This window comes from Spirosoma sp. 209 (assembly GCF_002006735.1).
In the GTDB taxonomy this organism is placed as follows: Bacteria; Bacteroidota; Bacteroidia; order Cytophagales; family Spirosomataceae; genus Spirosoma; species Spirosoma sordidisoli.
Genome location: NZ_MVEC01000001.1, coordinates 582,157 through 606,928 on the forward strand (window position 1 = coordinate 582,157; position 24,772 = coordinate 606,928).

At 46.5% G+C, this 24,772-nt stretch carries 17 protein-coding genes; 5 read left to right on the forward strand and 12 right to left on the reverse strand.

Features of this window, described 5'->3' with window-relative positions; genetic code table 11:
• Nucleotides 1-216: 216 nt before the first annotated feature.
• Entirely contained in the window at nucleotides 217-963 is a 747-nt protein-coding gene (locus B1C80_RS02540; protein WP_077919464.1) for a glycosyltransferase, read from the reverse strand.
• Nucleotides 964-988: 25 nt separating this feature from the next.
• On the reverse strand, nucleotides 989-2,248 hold the full coding sequence (locus B1C80_RS02545; RefSeq protein WP_077919465.1) for a hypothetical protein: 1,260 nt from the start codon (nucleotides 2,246-2,248) through the stop codon (nucleotides 989-991).
• Between the two features lie 353 nt (nucleotides 2,249-2,601).
• Between B1C80_RS02545 and B1C80_RS02550 the strand changes: the two genes are divergently transcribed.
• On the forward strand, nucleotides 2,602-5,037 hold the full coding sequence (locus tag B1C80_RS02550; RefSeq protein WP_139361568.1) for a hypothetical protein: 2,436 nt from the start codon (nucleotides 2,602-2,604) through the stop codon (nucleotides 5,035-5,037).
• A gap of 38 nt (nucleotides 5,038-5,075) precedes the next feature.
• On the opposite strand, the gene B1C80_RS02555 is transcribed toward B1C80_RS02550, so the two are convergent.
• The 7 genes from B1C80_RS02555 to B1C80_RS02585 form a co-directional block, all read right to left on the reverse strand.
• Entirely contained in the window at nucleotides 5,076-5,975 is a 900-nt protein-coding gene (locus B1C80_RS02555; RefSeq protein ID WP_077919467.1) for a glycosyltransferase family 2 protein, read from the reverse strand.
• The gene (locus tag B1C80_RS02560; RefSeq protein ID WP_077919468.1) at nucleotides 5,968-6,825 is read right to left on the reverse strand and encodes a glycosyltransferase; all 858 of its coding nucleotides are present in this window, start codon (nucleotides 6,823-6,825) and stop codon (nucleotides 5,968-5,970) included. Before B1C80_RS02560 ends, B1C80_RS02555 begins: the two co-directional genes overlap by 8 nt.
• Nucleotides 6,822-7,496, reverse strand: a complete 675-nt coding sequence (locus tag B1C80_RS02565) for a bifunctional 2-polyprenyl-6-hydroxyphenol methylase/3-demethylubiquinol 3-O-methyltransferase UbiG (RefSeq protein ID WP_161492694.1) — start codon at nucleotides 7,494-7,496, stop codon at nucleotides 6,822-6,824. The genes B1C80_RS02560 and B1C80_RS02565 overlap by 4 nt, the downstream gene beginning before the upstream one ends.
• Nucleotides 7,497-7,517: 21 nt before the next feature.
• Nucleotides 7,518-8,807 carry an oligosaccharide flippase family protein gene (locus B1C80_RS02570; protein WP_077919470.1) on the reverse strand — a complete coding sequence of 430 codons (1,290 nt, stop codon included), beginning with the start codon at nucleotides 8,805-8,807 and terminating at the stop codon, nucleotides 7,518-7,520.
• Nucleotides 8,808-9,011: 204 nt separating this feature from the next.
• On the reverse strand, nucleotides 9,012-9,971 hold the full coding sequence (locus tag B1C80_RS02575) for a GDP-mannose 4,6-dehydratase (RefSeq protein ID WP_077919471.1): 960 nt from the start codon (nucleotides 9,969-9,971) through the stop codon (nucleotides 9,012-9,014).
• Nucleotides 9,968-11,074: a Wzz/FepE/Etk N-terminal domain-containing protein gene (locus tag B1C80_RS02580; protein WP_077919472.1), complete on the reverse strand. Its 1,107-nt coding sequence runs from the start codon at nucleotides 11,072-11,074 to the stop codon at nucleotides 9,968-9,970. The genes B1C80_RS02575 and B1C80_RS02580 overlap by 4 nt, the downstream gene beginning before the upstream one ends.
• Nucleotides 11,075-11,086: 12 nt before the next feature.
• Nucleotides 11,087-13,495, reverse strand: coding sequence for an SLBB domain-containing protein (locus B1C80_RS02585; protein WP_077919473.1), 2,409 nt, complete (start codon nucleotides 13,493-13,495; stop codon nucleotides 11,087-11,089).
• A gap of 226 nt (nucleotides 13,496-13,721) precedes the next feature.
• Here B1C80_RS02585 and secA point away from each other — a divergent pair, with 226 nt between their 5' ends.
• The 4 genes from secA to B1C80_RS02605 all read left to right on the forward strand — a co-directional run bounded on the left by secA (nucleotide 13,722) and on the right by B1C80_RS02605 (nucleotide 20,597).
• The gene (gene secA, locus B1C80_RS02590) at nucleotides 13,722-17,114 is read left to right on the forward strand and encodes a preprotein translocase subunit SecA (RefSeq protein ID WP_077919474.1); all 3,393 of its coding nucleotides are present in this window, start codon (nucleotides 13,722-13,724) and stop codon (nucleotides 17,112-17,114) included.
• 183 nt (nucleotides 17,115-17,297) lie between these two features.
• Nucleotides 17,298-18,389: a hypothetical protein gene (locus B1C80_RS02595; RefSeq protein ID WP_077919475.1), complete on the forward strand. Its 1,092-nt coding sequence runs from the start codon at nucleotides 17,298-17,300 to the stop codon at nucleotides 18,387-18,389.
• Nucleotides 18,386-19,516, forward strand: coding sequence for a glycosyltransferase (locus tag B1C80_RS02600; protein WP_077919476.1), 1,131 nt, complete (start codon nucleotides 18,386-18,388; stop codon nucleotides 19,514-19,516). The genes B1C80_RS02595 and B1C80_RS02600 overlap by 4 nt, the downstream gene beginning before the upstream one ends.
• 142 nt (nucleotides 19,517-19,658) lie before the next feature.
• Nucleotides 19,659-20,597, forward strand: a complete 939-nt coding sequence (locus tag B1C80_RS02605) for a 3-oxoacyl-ACP synthase III family protein (protein ID WP_077919477.1) — start codon at nucleotides 19,659-19,661, stop codon at nucleotides 20,595-20,597.
• Nucleotides 20,598-21,039: 442 nt separating this feature from the next.
• Here B1C80_RS02605 and B1C80_RS02610 read toward each other — a convergent pair whose 3' ends face one another.
• The 3 genes from B1C80_RS02610 to ispE form a co-directional block, all read right to left on the reverse strand.
• A complete protein-coding gene (locus B1C80_RS02610) occupies nucleotides 21,040-23,028 on the reverse strand; it encodes a M1 family metallopeptidase (RefSeq protein WP_077919620.1) in 1,989 nt (662 codons plus the stop codon).
• A gap of 118 nt (nucleotides 23,029-23,146) precedes the next feature.
• The gene (locus B1C80_RS02615; RefSeq protein ID WP_077919478.1) at nucleotides 23,147-23,743 is read right to left on the reverse strand and encodes a heme-copper oxidase subunit III; all 597 of its coding nucleotides are present in this window, start codon (nucleotides 23,741-23,743) and stop codon (nucleotides 23,147-23,149) included.
• 72 nt (nucleotides 23,744-23,815) lie between these two features.
• On the reverse strand, nucleotides 23,816-24,649 hold the full coding sequence (gene ispE, locus B1C80_RS02620) for a 4-(cytidine 5'-diphospho)-2-C-methyl-D-erythritol kinase (RefSeq protein WP_077919479.1): 834 nt from the start codon (nucleotides 24,647-24,649) through the stop codon (nucleotides 23,816-23,818).
• Nucleotides 24,650-24,772: the final 123 nt, after the last annotated feature.

A 24,772-nucleotide genomic window follows, 5' to 3' on the forward strand; every position in this document is an offset into this window, starting at 1 on the left:
GGCATAAAGAAAATCAATTCGCAAAATATGTGAGCCAAGATATTTCGTCGCAGCAGTTAGTCTGATTGGTTCAAAACCTGATCCTTTAGTAAGTTCATGCATTTCATCAAATAGTGGTTTGCCTTAGTACAAATACTTTGGTAGCAATCATCAATGCCATTAATATAATAAACTTGCTTTAGGTCATAGAAATATATAAATGACTTGTCATCAAAATTAATGTATTTTTTTAAATGCGTGACTAAGTGCTCGTTGTAGCAAATAAAATCCCAACGAAAATCTAGATAATACCTTGATTTTCAAAGAATAAGGGCTTTTTCCTTCAATATTAGTTGGGCTTACATTTTTTTCATGCCTACGATACAAAACTAGAATACTAGGTATAAAATCTGCAGTATAAAAGACATTAACTAGTATCCCAATCCACATACCGTGGTCTATATTAGGATAAAAGTCTATGGCTTTTGGAAATGGCAATGCGAAGTTTAAAATATCCCTGTTAAATGCCATACAGTTTCCAATATACGTGTTCTTCACAAAATTTTTTATTACTCCTGGACCTGAATTGTAAATATTGAAAAAGGATTTAGGATGAAGAGAAAAACCTTTCTCGTCTATAAATTTACAGTTACATACTACTAGCTTATGCTGTTGCAAATGTTCAAGCATGGTCGATACACGATCAGATAGCCAAACATCGTCTTGATCAGCTAAAAATACGTAATCTCCTTTAGCCTGATAGAGTGTAAATTGAAAATTAAGAACTGCGCTTTTAAATTTCTGGTTCTCAAATAATTTAATGCGCTCATCATTAAAAGAATTGATAATAGCAACTGTGCTATCAGTTGATGAATCATCAGAGATTATCACCTCATCTTCATGTGACAATTGTTTTAAAATAGATTGGAGTTGATCAAATATATACAATTCTCCGTTGAAAGTCGCCATACAAACACTAACCATAATACGCAAAATTTATTTGAGTTGATTAAATTTCCCCTTCAAATTGTCTATTCTTGTAATAAACACTATAAACAACTAAACACAAACTTAGCAAAGTGAAACCTAAAGGATGGTTAACATAAGGATTCGTTGCTGAAAGAAGGTAAGTAAATAGTACAGCTAACCAAAATGGTCTAGAAAATTTTTCACCCTTCGTGAGTAAATATAATCTGTGTATGTAGACCAATAATAATAACCAGAGGCTTAAACCAATTATACCTTGCTTGTGTAAAATCTCTAAGTAAGCAATTTCCATATGTGAGTTTCTAATAGGTATACCATACCCAAAACCATGACCGAAAATAATGCTTATAAAATCTATCTCATCAACTACTTGGCTAATTTGGATAAACCTAATAGCATCGCTTTCTTCTTTATCACCTATATATTGACTGTATTCAAGATTAAAGATGTACAACGCCAACAAGAAACATGTAATAACAAATGTAATTAACGCTAAAATAGATTTATTACGAAGTAACATTTTTATATTTTTGATATTGACAAACCAACTCACTAAATAAGTTAACACTACCATTAGAACAAAACCTCTTGTACCTGTAAGAAATATTGCAAAAGAAATAACTAATACTGAAATTCTATTTTTCCAATTTTTAATACCTGAATCTATCCAGAAAAATAAACCGACGCATAAATAAAAGTCGCCCTTATAATATATAAACCCATACGATCCTTTAAAAAATACTTCATTAGAAACAGGATTATCAATATCAGACTGTCCGGTAGCATAGATATTAAAAAAATACCATACCTGACCAAAATTAAAAATATCTAAAACAACAAAAAAAACAATTGTTACATGTAACAAGGCTAAGATCAATGAGCTACGTTTTAACAATCTAACAACCGTTTCTATATCTCTCTCACTATTTATACTCAAGGAAAAGTATAGAATGATGATGAAAAAACAAAATTGCTTTATATCTAAAAATAAAAAAGTACTATTTACGCCATTAACAATACCTAATAATGAGGAAAACAACATTGACAACAGATAAGCAGCAATAACAATAACAATATTTTTTCTGACCTTTCTATAAATGATTATATGTGCGCTTACTATGGATAGTCCTGTTAACCACAAAGCCATACGAAGTGTAAAGAATGAGGTAATTTCAGTAAAACGGCCTGAACCACCCAGAAACATTTCTATTAACAAAATAGAAAAAATTATTTTGTTAATAGAGGTAATATTTTCTATACTGATTGCCAAGGGAAGTTTCATGGTGCAACTCTATTATTGCTCTTAAGACAGTGGGCGATACTGTTTACTTAAACATATGCATCGCCTAATCGCAAATTTAAGTCATATAATATTAAGTATCTAAGCTACAAATATAAACCAAACACTCAAAATTATCATATCATATATATATGAATACTATTGTAAGGCTAGTCTACGTATACCAACAATCTAGTACTCCCATAAAGTAACCATTTATATCTATATGCAAATTTATCTTCATCCAAATAGATCAGTGCTAAAATTTCAGTTTATATTGCAGAGATTATTACCAAAATTTAAAAGTAATGTTGTCTGTAGGGAAATTATGGATATGCACAATTTCGTTTCTTCTTTTGAAGCTATCAATTGATACAATAATTGTAATAAAGGATAGAAACAATGTAGAGAAAATATCAGTAATTTTAAAGTCGACAAATCCTATATGCATTGACGAAATAAACATCTGGCGTTGTTCATTAAATGGTAAGTTCAGCTTGCTTGCAGCAAAGCAGATTGATAATAAGACAAATACATTAACAATAAGCTCGGATAATGATAAGATATTCTACAACAGTATTGCCATCGACATTCCTAAAGGCTGCGGTTTGACCACGGATACACTTAATATTAAGATAGGTTCTAATACATACGTGTATCCTTTAAGATATATCACAGTAAATTGGTATAAGAAAAAATATCTCGATAAAACATTATATCTAGCGCCAACAGAGGAATTCAAAGTGAAATCTAGCTTTCCATATTTTAGAAAGATCATTAACTGGTCAGGAGACTATCAACTTTATACAAAGTTGATAGATAGCAGTAGATCTATAATCCTATTATTGAGTGTATTCGCTTTATTTTTCATCAAAAATAACTACGTAAGGTATGATTCTAAAGCTATTCCTCCGTATGCGTATTACCTGTTATGGACATTGTGTATAATATGGACGATAGTAAGAACCCCTTTCCATCTAAATGAATTAAAAAGCGGTCTAGACCCTTCATGGATTACAGCTTTAAACTGGTCTAGCAATTTAGATTACAAATGGGGAAAAGATATTATTTTCACCTACGGACCTATGTATTGGTTGGTTAAGCCATCAGTGATTCTTACCCCAGATCATATATCCAGATACTTTGTTATCACCCTAATCATCTACAGCATTGTAGTTTCTTTTATATATAAATTCATTTTGTTAAACCATAAACATAGTGCATTCTCATCTAGGCAGATTACCATCACTATTAGTATATTACTATTATTCAATTTTGAGCTCCTAGATTACATAAATATGTGTATTTTAATTTTATTATCGAGCTTAATTGATAAAATTAATAAACTAACTATCATAAAGGTAATTTCTGCTTGTTTTTTATTAGCTATTGCCTCGCTAGTTAAATTTAGTTATGTTGCAATTGCAATTAGCTTGTTTATATTAATTCCAGTAATATCGAGCAGAAAAAAATTCCTATATTCTACAATCTATATTTTAAGTTATGTGATATTTTTGACTGGCCTCTGGTTAGTGAATGATCAGAGTATTACAGATATCTACAGTTACATAATAAGGGGGTTAGATATTGCAAGTGGGTACAGTGAAGCAATGGCTACTCCCTTTTGGGATTATAACACTTCATTCTTCTCTAACTTAATCGATTTATTTTTTTTAATTACATCTATTAGTATTTTATTAATCTACGCATGGATTGCTTATAGAACTTTTAGCAACAATACACTTAGGAAAAATTTGTTGCTATGTGCACCTCTTGTATTTTTATCATTTAAAGAAGGTTTTGTTAGATTTGATGGCGGACACTTAGTGTTATTTTATTCACAGCTTTTGTTAGTTACTATTTTTGTCTACTATATACACATATCTACAGAGTACAGATCAAGCATATCTAACAAGCTTATAGGCATAGCAATTCTGTGTTTGATTGTCGTCACACCCTATTCTTCCTTTAATTCTAATCATATATTATTACCATTGAGAACAGACAAATTAGATGAAGTACTAAAGCAAAATAAAGATTTTATAAAAAATAACTTTCCGATTAGTCAACAAACGAAGAAGATATTCGACCAGAAATCACGAGTCGATATTATGCCTTGGGATATATCTACTCTTTACGCCTATAATGCGAACTGGAAACCTAGACCTGTATTTCAATCCTATACTGTTTATACGGAAGGATTATCAACACTTAACACTAAATGGTATTCATCAAAATATGCACCCCAATATATAATCTACCAATATAAGTCTATTGATAACAGATATCCTTTGTATGATGAGCCAGAACTAAATCTAATGCTCCTATCTAGATATCAACCTGTAGAAAACCACAATAACAATTATTTATTATTAAAACTTCAAGAAAGACCTTTGATTCAAAATTACATTGAATTACCTGTAAAAAAATACACATTAAATTCAAAGCTATCAGTTGTAAGCTATAAAGGTACGTATACAGTTTGTAGTGTCGATGCTCACCAGACATTAGCTGGAAAGATCTTAAACTTTTTCTATAAAATACCTCCTTTGTCTATTACTATGTTTGATAGTCTTGGAAGGCCCTATGGCGAGCATAGGTTAGTTAGAAAAACAGCAAACGAGAATTTAATTATTTCTTCGTATGTTAACAATCTGAATACCTATCGTGATTTATTTAGCCACAATACACCCAACAAAATTTCGTATTTTAAGATTAATGGAAATCCTCTGTTCTACGATCCGGAGATCAATATAAAGATGGTATTCATCAAAATGTACAATAAAAATTAACATTAGATAATTAACACTACTAAAATTATATATGAATATTAATCTCTCTGTTGGCGTAGCATGTAATGATACATCAACTTTCTAAACATTGGTGATAACTTTTCGCAGTTTATAAATCTTTTTAAATCCCCGGCATTGTCTTCATTTAAAATGCCCTGGTAAATGCGATCAAACAATTTAGCCTGATTCAATTGAGATGACAGGAAGTCGCCAAAGCCATTATTTATCATGCTCCATAAATTAGCTGCCCGGTTTTTAAAATTTACTTCTTTGTTAACTGTAACATTGGTTTCATGCTGTCGGTAACTTACAGTCTGTTTTTTTAGAAATCTAACTTTACCTATAGAATAAGCTATGCAGGCTATCCAGTGATCATGCATCGTAGCCTGATCAGGCATTTTCATCACTTCATCTGACATTTTACGGTTAAATAACATTGTGCAACCAGTTACAGTGTTACCGAACAGAAGAGAATAAAAGGTTGTTTTGGATGGATCAATCTCCCTCATTGTCCAAAACGATTCTGCTATAATTTGCCGTTTACTATCTATTACTTGCAGATCTGTATAGACCAAGGCAGGTCTACCTCCAGTAATTGGAAGTATGAGTTCTATCGAATCACCCAGTTTATCCGGTAGCCATATGTCATCTTGATCACAACAGGCAATAAAATCACCAGTACAGTTCGCTATGGCCTGTCTGAAGTTTCTTACTACCCCTTGTCTATCTTTATTTTTAATAACTTTCAATGGCAAGGCATCTTTAAAACCCAATACTACATCAATAGTGTTATCTTCTGACATATCGTCACATACGATAACTTCATAAATAGGGTATGTCTGTGCACATAAGGAATGCAACTGCTCCTCTATGTATTTCTGACCATTATAGGTAGTCATTGCAATTGATACCCTCTTATTATGACTTATACTAGCCATCGTATCGCCCCATTTTCCCTTTGCAACAATCCAGTACCCCCTTCAACATCATTTTACTCCTGTATAATCGTTTATCTTCCAGCCACATATTTTTGCTCACGTCTTTGAGTAACTCATACATAAATATTAAATAGTACTTACTGGGTATATAAAATGCATATTTCCACATCACGTAGGACGTATTACGGAATCTATAATAGACGCGAGTTGGGTTGTGTGAGGTCCAGTGAATTGTCTTTCCGAGGATAGACACATGCTTTCGTATTCCCAATCTATGATTGAGCAGTAGATAGTTCAATTCAATCACACTATATCCATTTCTTGCGAGTCTCATACAATATTCATGATCTACCCAATCAATAAAGAGTTTTTCCAAGAATGGACCGCACTGTTTATAAGCCTTTAAATTCAATAAATTCCCCGAAGTAATAGTAACATAAACATATCGGTGTGATTCGCCTGCTAAATGTGGTGTTGATTGCGCTGCCAGTATACCTATTTTGTCCGATTCTCGTTCACTTAAAAAAGTGACCATTCTTGCTACCATGTTATCTGGAACCAAGGTATCATCGTCCATAGTGAGGAGATAATCAAAACCATGGTTTATAGCAGCATTCGCAGCTATGTTGAGTGCATTGGCAATACCTAAATTCTGTCCATTAAAAATATATTTAATATTGAAAAATGTCTCCAAGGACATAATCAGGCTTTCATTGATTGTCTCTGAGTTATCAACAACAAATAGAGTATCAACCTGGTTGATGTAAGACTTTATATTATCTATAACAGAAATTTCTGAATTGTATAATACAATCGCACCTGCAACCTTTATCTGACTATGATTATTCATCCTTCTTTTTTAGAAACTGCAATGAACTGTGAAGCGAAGAAGTCATCGAAAATCATTAAAGTCAATTTATTGAACAAATTCACTTTCCAACTCATTGGATGACCTGGGAACCGCTGTATTGAGGTTACAAGCTCGAATTTGAAATTCGGTAGACTGACCAGATCCACTAAGTTTTTTTTGCAAAAAAAACGCAGGTGAGTCTTATCTAAAACCCCTCCTAAAGGGTCATATTGAAAATCTCCTTTAAATATTATTTTATACAAAACTTTATAAAAGCGAATATTCGGCACACTCACAATTAACTGACCTCCAGGTTTTAAAAACTTTTCTACTTTTGATAGAACTGTCCATGGGTCTACGAGATGTTCCAGAACGTCTCCGCAGATAATTGCATCAAAATATTCTTTTTCTAAATCAAGTTCTTGATTTTCAATATCAGCTATTATAAACTGATCTATTAGCTCATGGTCTTGATTTGTTCCTTCAAGTTTGAATACGTCTACGCCTACAACTTCACTAGCACGATTGCTATGTTTCAGATACACTAAAGTATCTCCGCCCCCAGATCCAATCTCCAATACCTTTATACTGCCTGTTTTTGGCATTAAGCTTACCAAATCATGCCTTACTCGTGTAAAGTACTCTTCCTGCTTAATTTTGTATAGGCTCATAGTCATTTGTGTGTTTAAATGTCAAGCTTTAGAAATGGTCCTCCATAATGAATATTGAGGGAATTTATATTCTAATAAAACTATTAAAGATAAAACAATAATAGTTTGAGTTAAAACAACAACAACTGCAGCACCAATTATGCCTGCTTTCCAACACAGAACTACTGTTAAGAAAACGCTAACAAACACCATTATATTAAATATATTTGCAGTATGCTTTTGTAATTTGTAAGCAAGTAGTGTTTGATAAAAAGGAATGTTCAATGATACAATGAATCCGTTAAAACTTAATATTTTTAATACTAAAGCTATATCGGCTTGGTAAGAACCGGTTATAAGATAAACCAAATATTCAGATGCCCCAAACAGCGCAATACATAAAAATAGCATGGTAAAGCTAAGAGAAAAAGCTATTTTTTTGACAAATCCAACTAACCGCTCATGCGACTCCCCAGCTAATTGACACACATGCGGATACATTGCCTGAGATACTATGATTAACAATTGCCAAAGTAAAAAAGTGACCTTCTCTGCAATACTATATTTCCCCAGTTCTGAATCATTTACATAAAATCCCAATATTACTATAGTAGAACTATTAGAAATAAGTGACGATAAGCTTAAAGCAAAGAAAGCCCAGCCCTCTGTTAATTGATTTTTTACAGCTGCTATGGTAGGGATTCTTAGCTCTAATTTTTCCTTCTTTATAGCTAAATAAGTACCAAGTATCCCAGTTAAGGTATTTGCAACACCGTATATAAAAACAACGTATCTATAACTCTCTCTTTCTTTTATAAACAGAAATAACAAAATCAATATTAGAAGTTTAGATATTATATTTAAGTATGTTATATATTTCATTCGCTCCACTCCCTGAAAAAACCACGTCGGTAGAAGTACATTACCCAGTATATACAAGAATCCAGAAGAATAGATTATAGGTTCCGCTCCAAACCTTGGATAAATAATAATACCACCTGCTAAACCTATAGTAACGATAAGTAATAAAAATATCTTTGCCGCTAAGACATTAAAGAAGAGAGCACTTATGTGTAAACAGTTATTTTTGTTCTGTGCAACTTCCCTTGTCGCGGATATGCCGAAGCCGTAATCAGTTACAGTTATCAGATAAACAAGAATTGTCAAGGCGTAACTTACAGTACCATATTTATCTATTCCTACTACACGCACTAAATATGGAAAAGTTATTATTGGAATAACAAAATTAGTAACCTGCACAAAGCCTAGTGCAATTAGATTTGCGCCAATCTTTTTTTGCGTTCCACTTAACTTATCTACTATATTGATCATACTTTTTTAACTCATCTTACGTAAGATTCAACACTAATATTGAGACTTTAAATCTTCTGTGCTTTCATCGCTCATATAAGCTTGTTGATTTTTCTGCCTAAATCAACATTTTATCATTGAACTAGTGATTACTTTTGAGATTTATAGTTTCTAGTGATCTAGAATCTGTTTGTTTCGAACTTGCTTTTAGAGTTTGTCCGAATCTTAATTCTGTTCAAGGTATCCATCAACCATCAGCTTACCTACCTCTTTCATCGTATGATGGGCAGCCCACTTCAATTTTTTTTGAGCTTTATCAGCATTAGCATACCCTTCAGCAATATCAGTCAGTCTAAATAAATCTGGATCTACACGCACATGATTCTGCCAGTTCAAACCAACTGCCTGAAATACAACATCGATAAAGGCGCGAAGCTTATTCGTTTGCCCCGTAGCAATAACGTAGTCATCAGCTTGATCTTGTTGCAGCATAGCCCACATTGCTTCGACATAGTCAGGTGCCCACCCCCAATCGCGGGCAATATCAATATTACCCAAAGTCAATATTTCTGTACTACCATTAGCGATCCGGCATGCAGCCTTCACTATTTTCTGTGTGACAAAGCGTTCTGGTCGTAAGGGGGATTCATGATTGAACAGGATTCCTGTACTTGCATGCAGTTGATAGGCCTCACGATAATTTGCAACCTGCCAGAAAGCAGCCGCCTTAGCCACACCATATGGACTACGCGGTCGAAACGGTGTCAATTCGTTAGCTGCTTCTTTACCTGTGTCGCCAAAACATTCGCTCGAACCAGCATTGTAGAACCGGATTGGTAAACCGCTAAATCGAATAGCTTCAAGTAGGTTCAAGGTGCCTACACTTATGCTTTCCAAAGTTTCAACAGGTTGCTCAAATGACAAGCCTACCGAACTCTGTCCTGCCAGATTATACACTTCGTCAGGCTTCACTTTTAAAAGTGTCTGTAAAACACTTCTAAAATCGACAACGCTAATGGAAAGTACTTTGATGTCCTGATGAATCCCTAAACGAGTAAGGTTCCGAAATGTAGCCATTTGCGCATCCCGAGACCCGCCATATACTTCATACCCTTTTTCCACTAACAATCTAGCCAGATAAGCGCCGTCTTGCCCTGAAACCCCACAGATTAAGGCCCTTTTCATATGCGGTTTGTTGTGGTTTGCCTGGACACGTTAGTAGCCAAAGCATATCTTCGCCAACTACTAAAAAGCGCATATAGAAAGCCAAGTATTCCTCCAATAGCCGCAAATGCTAAAACGATCAGTGTTCGTTTAGGACCGCTTTTTAGTAGGGGCACCTGCGCAGGTTCAAGAATTTGAAAAACTGGAGATTCTTCCTGTACCTTTATTCGAGCCTGCTCCAGTTGTTTCGACAGATCATTGTACACCGTTTGTGCCAACAGATAATCGGCCTGTAGACGCTGCTCTTCTATCTTAGCCGTTTCCAAAAACAAACTCCGGTTGCGATCACGATAGCTGGAAAGTGCAAATTCAGCAGCTTGGTAACGGTGGCGGGCATTATTAACTTGTTGAGATAAGAACTGAACCTGTTTCCTTGACTTGCCTGTCCTGTAATTAGTCACATAGGTAGTGAGATAATTAAGTGTTTGGTTTGCCGTAGTGGCAGCCACCACAGGGTCAGGCATCTGACTAGTAATGGTGACAATGCCTGACTTTTTATCTATTGTTGCACTTACCCGTTTACTAACCTTTTTGCTTAATTCTTCCTGCTTTTTGGTCAATTGCAGAGCAGATCCACTAGGCCGAAGAGACGTTTCTTCTGTACCCCCATCCCCTGATATACTCCCTATCCAACTTTTATCCTGCTGTATCAGATATTGTTCTAAGGATTGGCTTTTGGCATTACTTCTTGATGTAACTGGCTGCTGGAGCAAATGCAGAGAAAAAGGAACACTTTGCACAATATCTGGGTATAAATCTGGCCGTATTGCCTCTGATGTTCCACTTAGATTATCGAAACTAACACCCGCTAATCCGGCCAGAGACTTAAGATCACCCAGACCGCCAGCTCCAGCCGGCGTTTTTAGCTCAGGCATCACCCGTACGGTCGATGTAAATTCGTTTGGCAGAGAAAAAGCATACACAGCTCCGATTACCAGGAAGACAGCCGTCCAGACTAGTAAAGTCCGACGGCTATCTTTGAAAAATTGAATGATATCGCCCAGCCGGATTTCAATTTCGTCAGCGCTAAGTTCGCCTGGAGTCATAGGTTCTTTTGTCGTCATGGCTGCGTTACCCTAGAAAAACCGACTCAAAACGGTGATGACCAATGTACCAACAATAGACAAAATGCTGGCCCGCTCTACGCCCGACAGCCTGTTTGTATCCATCGGTTTGAACGGGGCTACGATCGTAGAACCAGGCTCTACCCGCGGGCGCGACTTGAAAAATAAAAACGTTCGGGTTCTGTCTTTTCGTCCGTTCGGATAGATAATATAAGCCTTTCGCTGACGGGCGTTATCGGTGAAACCACCGGCCTCACTTACATAATCGTCAAAATCATAACCTAGTTTGAAGCTCACTACCGACGGGTTCAGCACAGCCCCTTCAACGGCTACCACCTCAGACTGACGGGGGATAAACAGCGTATCGCCGTCGTTGAGCAATAGGTTTTCTTCAGCGCCCGGATCGTCGAGGATATGGCGCAGATCGCTGCCTACTACCTGGCCCTGTCGGCTGTAACGAGCACCGGCCATGTAAGCACCCGGCTTCAACCCGCCCGCTCGGGTAATTACATCTGCTATACGTTCCTGGCGGTTGAAAATGGCGTAGTTGCCGGGGTGCAGCACCTCCCCGAACACAAACACCTGCCGCTGGGCCTCGTAGTTCGGCGATGAACGGACGTACACAATATCGAACGGCTGGAGCCGAAAACCGGCAGCACTGTCGGAAGCAGAAGCCGGATTTGTTTCCAATGGGCTCATCTGCAGGTTGCGGTCGAGGGCAAACCGGTACATCTCGAGTGTGGTGGTGCGGATACCGGCCGAGTCCTGACGGATACGCCGGGCGACCTCAACCAGGTTGGGCTTGGCGCCTTCCTGAAAGCCACCGGCCCGCGCAATCAGGTCGGCCACGCTCATGTTGTTGACAAATTCGACCGTATCGGGGCGGTTAACGGCTCCTTCGATGGTCACGTAATACGTTTCGCGCAGATCCTGAATGGATAGTACGGTCAGGCTGTCCTGGCGCAGCAGGGGAATATCGGCCACTTCGCCCCGCATCAGCTTACCGAGATCGAAAGAGAGGTTTTCCCGATCCATGTCGGCCCGCTCGCGGATAATGGTGGCCCGGTTGGTAAAGGCGTCTTTACGCAAGCCTTCGGCCCGGTTAACCAGCTGTTTTACGGTTTCCAGACCGGGTTCCAGCGCGTAGTCGCCGGGGCGCATAACGGCTCCCGCTATCTGTACGCGGTTTTCGTACCGCTCCAGAATCTTGCCGACAAAGTATTTATCCCCCCGCTGGGGTACGAAACTGGCGATCTGTTCTTCGGTGATGGTGACGATCCGGCGCTCGCGGGCGGTGTTGCGCCGGAGGGTGATGCTGGCGCGGTACGCTTCGTCGCCAAAGCCTCCCGCAAAGCTCAGTACGTTCTTGAGGGTTTCGCCCGGCAGCACCTCGAAAATGGCCGGTCGGCGCACTTCGCCCGTCAGTTCAACGCGCGTTTCGTAGTCGGCAACCCGGATCACGTCCTGGTCGAGCAACCGAATGTTATCGCGCTGATCGGCCCGCAGTATAAAATCGTACAGGTCGATGGTACGAACCACGCGGTTGCCGCGAATGATGCTGATCTTCCGGAACGAGCCGGTCTCCGGATTAGGCCCGCCCGCCAGGTACAGCGCGTTGAAGGCCGATCCGAGCGACGAAATGGTATAGGTGCCGGGCCGTACGACCTCGCCAACCAGTGTTACCCGAATGCTGCGAATGTTACTGAGCGATACGTTGGCATAGGTGCCGCTGCCCGGACTGCCCAGTCCCTGGTAACCACCCTTACGCAGCCGGTCGATGATGCGCTGTTCGGCCTGCTCGATGGTGAGGCCGCTGACAAAAATGGGCGGGATGTTCGGCACTTTTACGGTACCATCGGGGGTAATTTTCAGCCGGAAGCTGTCCGACGATGCGCCCGAAATATCGATGCTGATCTCATCGTCGGGGCCAACGATGTAGTTGCGGGGGGTGGCGATGCGCAGGTTAGGTTCGAACGACAAATTGGCATTCTCGAACAGGGATGCGCCAAAGACTTTGATTTTACGGCTGGTATCGGTACGGGCGGTGTAAGGAAGCGAATCGATAACCCGGCGCGACAACCCGTTCGGCAGGGTACGGCCCAGGCTGGTATCGGCATAGCTTTGGCCCCGATTCCGGTTGGTCTGCGACCGGATTTCCGTAATACGCCGACGCATCTTGGCAATATCGGTCAGTGTATACCCCTGCGACATGGCGGCCTGTTCGATCTGTGCTTCGCTTAAGCCACTGGCCTGTGCCCGCCGGTAGAACTCTTCTACCTGCTCATCGCTGAGTTGATCGACCCTTGACCCGGCCTGCTGTGCGATGGCGGGACTCACTCCTGTCAGGCTGAACAGGATAAAAACAAGGCAGAACAGGCAACTGAAGTGAGAATAACGTGACAATTTGTCCTTAGTACGCATGAATGGCGGCCCTTGGGCCAAAAATTGATTCACAAAAGTAATAGATTCCTGCTAAAACGGTATTCCCGTATAGTAAGGTAGCTAGCCTGAGTGTCACCAGTCTTGCAGTCCGGGGCTAATGCACTAAATTTGTAAAAAAATCAGGTTTACTGGTCAACGCCATGATCAGCAAATTCCGATAGCTCAGCGCTTCTAACTGACGAATATCGACTATCGACCATACGAGATGATCAATTTCATAGCCAAGCTATTTGGCACCAAATCGCAGCGCGACATTAAGGAGCTGCTGCCGTACGTAGAAAAAGTAAATGCTGAATTTGTTCGGTTGAAAGACCTGTCGAACGATGAGTTACGGCAGGTATCGGCCGACCTGAAAGCGCAGATTGCCGCTGAACTGGCCGATATCGACAATCAACTGGCCGAACTGTCGGCCGCGGCCAGCAGCGTTGATGTTGACGTGAACGAGAAGGAGCGAATCTTTAACCGCATCGATAAACTCGAAGCGGACCGGAACGTAGAACTCGAACGCGTACTGCTCGATATTCTGCCCCGCGCGTTTGCCGTCGTGAAAGAAACCGCCCGCCGGTATACCGAAAACGACCAGCTGACCGTCACCGCTACCGACTTCGACCGGGACATCTCCCTTCGGAAAAAGAACGTCGTTATTGATGGCGACAAAGCCCACTGGGCCAACCGCTGGGATGCCGCCGGTACGCCCATCAAGTGGGACATGGTTCACTACGATGTGCAGATCATCGGGGGCGTAGTGCTTCACCAGGGTAAAATTGCCGAGATGGCAACCGGTGAAGGTAAAACGCTGGTGGCTACGTTTCCGGCCTTTCTGAACGGACTGGCTGGTCGTGGGGTACATATCGTAACGGTCAACGACTACCTGGCCAAACGCGACTCGGAGTGGATGGCTCCTCTGTTCGAATTTCATGGCCTGCGCGTCGACTGCATCGACAAACACCAGCCTAACTCCGACTTCCGGAAACAGGCGTACCTGGCCGATATCACCTACGGCACCAACAACGAATTCGGCTTCGACTACCTGCGCGACAACATGGCCCGCGAAACCGGCGAACTGGTACAACGGAAACATCACTACGCCATGGTCGATGAGGTCGACTCCGTCCTGATCGATGACGCCCGTACCCCGCTGATTATTTCGGGACCGATTCCGCGTGGCGACGAGCAGGATTATATTGAACTGAAGCCGCGCGTGGCCCGCGTAGTCGAAGCCCAGCGTAAACTGGTTTTCGATTTCCTGAACGACGCCAAGAAGAAGATTGCCGCCGGCGACGAAAAAGAAGGCGGTCTGTCGCTGTTCAGAGCCCACCGCGGATTACCCAAACATAAGCCGCTCATCAAGTTCCTGAGCGAGACGGGGAACAAGGCGCTGCTGCAAAAAACCGAAGCCATCTATCTGGCCGAAAACCAGAAGCTGATGCCCGAGGCCGACGCACCCCTGTATTTTACGATCGACGAGCGGCACAACAGCATCGACCTGACCGAGAAAGGCATCGACTACCTCACCGGCTCCGGCGAGGACCCGAACTTCTTTATCCTGCCCGATCTGTCGATCGATCTTAATGCCATCGATAAAAATCCGGAGCTGTCGGAACCCGAGAAAATTCTCGGCAAAGAAGCCGTTGTTCGTGATTATGCCGTGAAGACCCAGCGGATCAACACGGTAAACCAGCTTCTGAAAGCCTATACGCTGTTCGAACGGGATACCGAATACGTCATCATGGACGGTAAGGTAAAGATCGTCGATGAGCAGACGGGCCGGATTATGGAAGGTCGCCGGTGGTCCGATGGTCTCCACCAGGCGGTAGAAGCAAAAGAAAACGTAAAAGTCGAAGACGCTACCCAGACCTACGCTACGGTAACCCTCCAGAACTACTTCCGGATGTACCACAAGCGGGCGGGTATGACCGGTACGGCCGAAACCGAAGCCTCTGAATTCTGGCAGATCTATAAAATGGACGTGGTCGTTATTCCGACGAACCGCCCCATCAGCCGCCAGGATGAAGAAGACAAGGTATACCGGTCGGTCCGTGAGAAATACAATGCTGTGGTGGACGAAATCAACATGCTGGTCGAGAAAGGTCGGCCGGTACTGGTGGGTACCACCTCGGTCGAAAACTCCGAGCTGCTGAGCCGCCTGCTGACGCTCCGCAAAATTCAGCACCAGGTTCTGAACGCCAAATACCACCAGCGCGAAGCCGAGATCGTAGCCTCGGCCGGTCAGCCGGGTACGGTTACGATTGCGACCAACATGGCGGGTCGGGGTACCGACATCAAACTGACACCCGACTCGAAATCGGCGGGTGGTCTGGCCATTATCGGTACCGAGCGCCACGAATCGCGCCGGGTCGACCGGCAGCTGCGCGGTCGCGCCGGTCGTCAGGGCGACCCCGGTACGTCGCAGTTCTTCGTGTCGCTGGAAGATAGCCTGATGCGCCTGTTCGGTTCTGACCGGATTGCGAAGGTGATGGACCGGATGGGGCTGGAAGAGGGCGAAGTGATTCAGCACTCCATGATTACAAAGTCGATTGAACGGGCACAGAAAAAAGTCGAGGAAAACAACTTCGGCATTCGGAAACGCCTGCTCGAGTATGACGACGTGATGAACTACCAGCGCGAGGCCATCTACAAACGCCGTCGGAACGCGCTCTTCGGCGATCGTCTGCCGCTCGACATTGCCAATACCATGTACGACGTGGTAGAAGAAACGGTCAACAACGCCGAAGGCAACTACGAGGAGATCAAACTCCAGCTCCTGACCACACTCGGCGTAACCCCCGAACTGAGCGCCGACGAGTTTGGCCGGATGAAGAAACCCGACGCGATCCGGCGCCTGTACGACGAAGCCGAAGCTCATTACCAGGCCAAAAACCAGGCCATTGCCGAAAAAGCACTGCCGGTTCTGACGCAGGTCCTGAACGAACAGGGCCACCAGATCAAAAATATCGTGGTTCCGTTCTCTGACGGGCTGCATGAACTGACGGTGGTAACCGATCTGCGCGAAGCGGTGGAAACAGGTGGTCGTCTGCTGGTAACGGAAATGGAAAAAGCCGTAACGCTGTCGGTAATCGACCAGGAATGGAAAGAGCACCTGCGCGAGATGGACGACCTGAAGCAGTCGGTTCAGAACGCCGTATTCGAGCAGAAAGACCCGCTGCTGGTCTATAAGTTCGAATCGGTCGAGCTCTTCAAACGGTTCCTGAACAAAGTCAACTTCGATACGATCAGCTTCCTGGCCAAAGCCGATATTCCGGCGCAGGATGCCGCTGAAGTGCAGCAGGAGATCCGGCAGGCACCGGCCCAGCGCCGACCCGAACCCCAGCCGAAGCTGCAAACCAATATTGACGATTTCGACGACGACCACCTCGCTACGGGCCCCGAAGAGTATGCCCGCCGGATGGCCGAAAACAACGCCATGGGCGCCGGAGCCCCTCCGATGGCTCCGCGTCAGGAACCGATGCGGGTGGCCAAGCTCGACCGTAACGCCCGCGTGAACGTTCAATATGCCGACGGTTCCGTAAAACGGGATGTCAAGTTCAAAACGGTAGAAAACGATGTGCTGAGCGGGAAAGCCATGCTGATCGACTAAAAGTCGGCAACGCGCTCCGCCTGTCAACCCTCTGATTGGTGCCCGACCGGTATCGATCAGAGGGTTGCTGCTTTTGGAGATGATCGGTCTTGAGCCAGCCCCTGGCACGGCGAAAGCGGCACGATTGATGCCCTGATTTCGTTATATTCATACGCAGGTCCGAACCGCTGGCCTGCTGGTCCGATGAACCCGATTCTGTACCTACGCTGGCTTTTTGTTGGTCTGTTCCTGACGGCTTCGCAGCCTGGCAGGGCGCCCATTCGCTTACAGCCGCAGTCGATTTCGTTTACCCCCAACGAATTTTACATGGCCACTGTCACCGACCAGCGCGCTGACCGGGGGGCTATAGCACGACTGGCCCTCACGCCCGGGCAGGCGCCCCAACCCGTCGATATTGAGGGGGGTGTGGCAACCGGCCTTCGCCAGTTCGTGAACCAAAGTTTGAAGCAGAACAAATCGCTGCGGCCCATTGCCATGCGGATTACCCAGCTCCGGCTTACCGAAACGGCCGTGGGCAATCGGGTAACGGGCCAGTTCGTATTTGCCGCAGTTTTCGATTTGCTGGGCAAGTCCGACGATGGCAGCGAAACCAGCACCCGCCTGACCGAATACCGGGGGAGTGCCAACTATACCCGCCCCCTGGGTCAGACAACTATTATCGAACCCACCATCCGGCAGGCGGTTGTGGCATCGCTGCGCAGCCTGAACGACTACATGAACCGCGAATCCGGCCAGAACGAAAAGCTGGCCAAACGCCTGCGGGTTGTCTTTCTGGATGATAGCCGGATTACCAACGACGATACCGTACAGTACAATCCGGAGCGTCCGCTGACCTGGGCCGATTTCCGGGCCGAACCACGCCGGGGCAGCCACTACGCGGCCGAGGTCTTCACCAGTTTTGCCTACGAGGGCCGGAGCACCGTAAAAGATGGAGTCATCACCATTCAGCTGACGACCAAGGCCTACATGCTCAAGAACTCATCCTGGGGCCGGGCCGACGCCAAAAACCCCTACGCCCTCAACCACGAGCAGCGCCACTTCGACATCACCAGGCTCATTACGGAACGCTTCAAGCAGAAGATTCATCCGGACAGCCTGACGCTGGAAGATTACAATAGCATCATTCAATACCAGTTTCTGGAATCGTTTCGGGAGATGAACCGGATGCAGGAGCAGTATGATGCCGAAACCAATCACAGCGTCAACCAGCTGGCTCAGGAGCGCTGGAACCAGAAGATCGATGCCGAACTGCGTAAGTTTGGGGTGAAGAAGTGAAAAAGCCCCGCGTTTTTCTCGTCAGTACCGCCCACCCGGCTACCGATCCGCGCATTGTTTTCAAACAATGTCCGACACTGGCCGATCGGTACGAGGTTTTCTGCGCCCTGCCGCGGGCCGACCCGACGGTTTGCGCCGGCGTGCGGTTTATCCGGCTTCCGTACTTTCGGCGGGTGATCTGGCGGGTCTTGCTGACGGGTCCGCTGGTTTGGTGGCACAGCATCCGGCTGCGTCCCGCTTTGATTCATATTTATGTACCCGAACTGCTGCCGGTTGCGCTTATCTGCCGGCTATTGGGCATACGCGTTATCTATGAGGTGCAGGAAAATCTGCACAGGAAATTACATGTCAGGACGCTAAACCGGGGGGTAATCCTCGAGCGGGCTTTTCGCTGGTTCGATCGGCTGGCCTGCCGGTATCTGTATCTGATTTTCACCGAACACGGGTACCTGAGCACCTATACCCGGCTGGGCAAGCCGCATGCTGTTATCTACAACTACCCGCTGCTATCGTTTCTGGAGCCCTTTCGGCAGCCGTACCAGCCCAGTCCGCACCAGCCATCGTTGTTGCTGATCGGCCTGCTGAGTCCCGAACGGGCGTTCGATACCCTGATCGAAGCCCTGAAGCGGGTCGTAGTCTGGTACCCCCATCTGGAGGCCCATCTGTTCGGTAAGCAGGCAATCCCTTCAACGTATATAGAGCAATTCGTATCTTTGTCGGCCATTCGTTCAGCGGTGAAGCTATACGGCTATACGGACCAGCGCCAGGCCTTGTTGAAGGCAGTCGGGGCCACCGCCGGTCTTGCCCTGCTCAAACCCGTTGGCGACTATCCCGAGTCGTATCCAACCAAGCTGTTCGAGTATATGGCGCTGGGGCTGCCCGTGATCACCTCGGATTTTCCGCTATATCGGGAAGTTGTCGAACGTCATGATTGCGGCTTGTGTGTATCGGCCGAAGAGCCCGCTGCCATTGCCCGGGCGCTGCTGTATCTGATAGAGCACCCCGCCCTGGCCAAAGCGATGGGAGAGCGGGGCCGACGAGCCGTCGAAACCCATTACTCATGGGTTACCGAGTCGGCTAAACTGCTCGATTTTTACGAACTGGTGTTGAAGAAACAACGCAGTTAGATAATTTTTTGCCCGATAAACAAGACAAAACAAACACATTTTGGTATTGTTCTAATGACAAGTACCACGCTTTCCCGGAAGGATTTAACTTTCGGTCTGAATTACGGGTGGAAGTACTGAACGCCCTCTTTTTTTTGACCTGATGTACATTCATGCAGTAAGCCACTACCTACCTACAGCTGTAGTCGGCAACGAACACTTTACCCGACTCAACGGCCTGTCAAGCGACTGGATTATTGAGCGTACCGGCATCGAAGAGCGCCGGAAAGCGGCCCCGGGTGAGAATACCAATACGATGACCATCGACGCGATCCGGCGCCTGCAACCCAAAGCCGATCTCGCTACGGTCGACCTGATCGTTGGCGCTACGTATACGCCTTATGATACCATCGTATCGCTGGCCCACGAAGCCCAGCATATGTTGGGTATTGCCGATATACCGGTCGTTTCGATCTCGACGGCCTGCTCGTCATTGCTGAATGCGATCGAGGTGGTAGAAGGCTATTTTGCCTTGAATAAAGCCAGCCGGGCGCTGGTGATCGTATCGGAGCACAACACGGCCTACAACAACGATGAAGATACGATCTCGGGTCATTTGTGGGGCGATGGCGCAGCCGCGCTCCTGATCACCAAAGAGCGGCAGAGCGACGACGATTTCGAGATTATGGGACTGCTTACGGGCGGAGCCGCTCATACGCCTAAAGCCACTACGGGCGTGACCATGCGCCCAAACGAAGGGGGCGTTGCCATGCCGTTTGGCCGCGATGTCTTCATCAACGCCTGCCAGTACATGCCCAAAGCCAGCCTGCAGATTCTGGAGCGTTGCGGCCTTACCCTGGCCGACGTTGATTACGTGTTGCCCCACCAGGCGAACCTCCGCATTTCGCGTAATGTGATGAACACCCTGGGCCTGCCCGAAGAAAAGCTGATTTCCAACATTCAGCGACTCGGCAATACGGGCTGCGCGGGTTGTGCCATTGCGCTCTCCGAACAGTGGGACACCTTCCAGAAAGGCCATCGCATCGTTATAACCGTTTTCGGTGGCGGCTACTCGTTCGGCGCGATGCTTATTCAAAAATAATCATCCGTGGGCATGTAGCGGGGTGCCTGCTGGTTATGTACCTGACGGCACATCCATGTTGCTGGTCCCGAATGAGGCTACCGACGCTACGCTGTAAAGGCCCTAAAGGGCCATATATTGATGGGTGGCTGTCGATTCCTACCGACGCTGCGCTGTTGTGGCCCTAACGGGCCATTGTCTTCGGGGTGCCAGTTGATTTATACCGACGCTGCGCTGTTGTGGCCCTGACGGGTCATTGTCTGCGGGTGCCTGTCGATTCTACCGACGCTAAGCTGTTGTGGCCCTGACGGGTCATTGTCTGCGGGTGCCTGTCGATTCTACCGACGCTAAGCTGTTGTGGCCCTGACGGGTTGGGGCTTATTCCAGATCGACAATAAAATAGGGAGAAAAGGGAGTCGCTGCGACTGTTCCTTTTCTCCCTATTCAATGCTATGCTGCGCTATTACTGCGCTTCTCCGCGCCAGGTGTTATTGCGGCTGTTAATATCGGGCAGTTTCTGGTCCGGGTCAACCACCACCGTTTTCAGGGGCGACGTTGAGTTGTATTTGAACGTCCAGGTTCCGCCCCGCTGCCATACTTCGACCGGCAGGTTTACCCGGCTCTTCTTTCCGTTGGTTTCGGTCACCTCAACCGTAACGGGCATGGCCATCTTTTCGAGGTTTTCGATCGAGATCAGCGATCCTTTCGTGGCCGATCCATCTACGTATTTCACGTCCCGAACGGCCTGATCGAGTTTCCAGGTCTCGTAGAAAAAACCACGCCAGAACCAGCCCAAGTCCTCGCCGGCGCCATCTTCCATGCTTCGGAAGAAATCATAGGGCGTGGGGTGCTTGAAGGCCCAGCGGTTTACGTATTGTTTGAACGCATAATCGAACCGGTCGGGGCCGAGAATTACGTCCCGCAATAGTTTGAGACCCATACCGGGCTTGTAATAAGCCAGAATTCCCAGCGCACGCGACTGCTGCACATCCGGAATGGTCATTACCGGCTCGGTGGGGTAAAACAGAGCCGGCGCAATGTCGTGCATGGTGCCCCGCTCCCGGTTGTATTCGCCGTTGTTGAAGTTAGCCGTCGACAACGTATTGATAAAGGTGTTGAAGCCTTCGTCCATCCAGGGGAATTTACGCTCGTTATTACCTACAATCATCGGGAACCAGTTATGCCCGAATTCGTGGTCAGTTACGCCCCAGAGCGCGTCTTTCTTGTCTTTATGGTCGCAGAACACGATGCCGGGATACTCCATACCACCCACAATACCGGCCACGTTGGTAGCCACAGGGTAGCTGTACTCGTAGAGGTATTTGGAGTAGAACTCGATGCAGCCTTTTACGTATTCGGTCGAGCGGCCCCAGGAGTCGTTGGTAGCGCTTTCGGCCGGGTAGACCGACTGGGCCAGCGAGGCTTTACCACTCGGCAGGTTCATGCGCGCAGCATCCCAGACAAACGCTTTCGAACTGGCAAAGGCCACATCGCGGGTGTTCTGACACCGGAATCGCCAGGTCAGCGTACCTGACTTCTTGGGCCGGGTGTTGGGGTCGTTCACTTCTTCTTTGCTGCGAATCATCACCGTCTTATCGCTCTTGGCAGCCTGAGCCAGCCGCCGGATCTGCTCGCCGGTCAGCACATCGTTGGGGTTCAGCAGCTCGCCAGAGCCAACTACGATGTGGTTCCAGGGCACGGTAACGCTGTACTCGTAATCGCCGTAGTCTAGGTAAAACTCGCCCGCACCCAAGTAGGGCAGCACGTTCCAGCCTTCGATATCATCGTATACACACATCCGTGGATACCACTGGGCAATTTCATAGATCACCCCGTCTTTCCGCCGAAGCTGCCCCATCCGGTCGGAGCCGTATTCCGGAATCTTGAACGAGTAGGCCACCTTTACCCGTACGACCCCATCGGTGGGTTTTACGGGTTCGGCCAGGCGCACCTGCATACGGGTATCCGTAATCTCGTACGGCGCGGCTGCGAATTTGTTTTTACCCTGCTCTACCTGCACACTCGTAATGGTCAGGCCACCCGCAAAGCCCAGGTTGCCGAACCGCCCGCCCGTTGTGGGGGTGGTACGGGCCGCCCGCGACGTATCGCTGAAGGCGTTCTGGTCGAGCTGAAGCCACAGGTACGCCAGCGACTCGGGCGAGTTGTTGCGGTACGTAATGGTAACCTCGCCCGTAACGGTGTTCTGCTGATCATCCAGCGTAACGTTGATCTGATAATCGGACCGGTTTTGCCAGTACCGGGGGCCAGGGGCTCCGCTGCCCGTGCGGTAATCGTTACCGGGCTGCATGTTAAACAGCGGATGGAACAGGGCCAGTGGGTCATATTGCGAGCCAGCCGATCCGGAACCTGGCCGGGTCGATGAGGGTGTGGTTTGGGCAAAACCAGTCAGGCAAGCCATCCAGAGGCCCACCCCAAGAATGATTTTTTTCATGAACACGTGATGAAACAGAATTTTATACAAATAACGACAGAAAGCGGCTGTCGTTGTAAGTCAAGCCAAAGTTGATCCACAATATGCTGACCATCAGCATGTAGCAAAACAAGCGTACTTACCAGGCCAGTCCGTGGTGGGCGATCAGGAACACAAACAGGCCGATCCAGAGAATATCGACAAAATGCCAGTAGAGGGTAATCAGCTGGAGCTTGAGCCGGTTGGGCGGGTTTACACTGTATACGAATGAATCGACGTAGGGCCGGCGACGCAGAGCCTCGACCAGCACGATGACCAGAAAAACGAGACCGATCAGGATGTGAATCAGATGAATGCCTGAAATGACGTAAACGAAACCACCGGCCGGATTACCTGACAGTCCAATACCGGCCAGAATCATTTGCCGCCACCCCCAGCCCTGCAGAAGCATGAACAGCGTACCCAACACCAGCGTACTGGCAATATTGGTCCGGTAACTTTTGAACCGCTCGTGGCGGAAGGCGTGGTTGGCATTGTTGAGCGTGAGGCTGCTCAGCAGTATCGCTACCGTACTGATCAGAAAGACGTTGGGAAGCTTTACGTCGGTCCAGCCCGCCCCGGCCCGACGAATGATGTAGGAAGCAAGCAGAATCGTGAAGAACATCACGCTGCTGGCAATACCCAGCCATACCATAAAGCGGAACGGCTCCCGCCGTTTCGTCACAAAATTGCTCATGTCGTTCCGTTTTCAGCGTCCCGGCTGTTTACTTCGGTTGGTTCGGATGCGTTCAGATTCGTACTCAAACAACTACTTCCCTGCTCCGGGCTTCCCTTCCCAAACGCGGTACGCCCGGAATTGGTTTGGGATGACTATGGGCGCATCGAAAATCCCGTAAAGTGTAGATCCTGAACCACTCATGCTGGCGTAAACGGCGCCGGCTTCGTACAGTTGCTGCTTGATGGCCGGGAGCACCGGGTACTTCGGAAAGAGGCTGTCTTCAAAATCGTTATGAACCGTTTTGTGCCAGATACTGACGGGTTCCAGCAACTGATCGCGCAGGGGTACATCGGGCAGGCGCGGGCGCACGCCGGCATAGGCCTCGGCCGTCGATATAGCCAGATTGGGGTAGACCAGCAGTATATAATAGCCCGTCAGGTCGACGCCTATTTCGCTGAACACATCGCCCTTTTCAGTGCAGTATACGGGTTGGTTTCGGATAAAGAAGGCGCAGTCGCTTCCCAGTTGCCGGGCGTAGTTTTCCAGCTGATCGGCAGTCAGGTTCAGACCAAAGCGCTCGCTCAGGCTTTTCAGCGCAAAGGCTGCGTCGGCCGAGCCGCCCCCCAGCCCTGCTCCGATCGGGATGATTTTGTGCAAATGCATCTGTACTGGTGGCAAGCCGGGATAATCGGCCCTGAGCAGCCTATAGGCCCGCACACATAGATTGGCGTCGACCCGACCGGGCTCGTCGCCGGGAATGGTTATGCCGCTGCTGGCAAACCCGAACTGGTCGGCCGGAATGATCTCCAGCACGTCGGTCCAGCCAACGGGGTAAAAGCACGACTGCAGGTTATGAAATCCATCGGGCCGCTTATCGGTAATGCGCAGGCCGATATTGATTTTGGCGTTAGGGAACGTCAGCATCAGAACAAGAGCAGGAAATGAACAGCGAATATGGCAGGCAGATCAGAGAGAACGGAAAAACTACCCTTATTTATTTGGAGAAGATGAGAAACGAATGTATATATTGACATCTATTATATATGA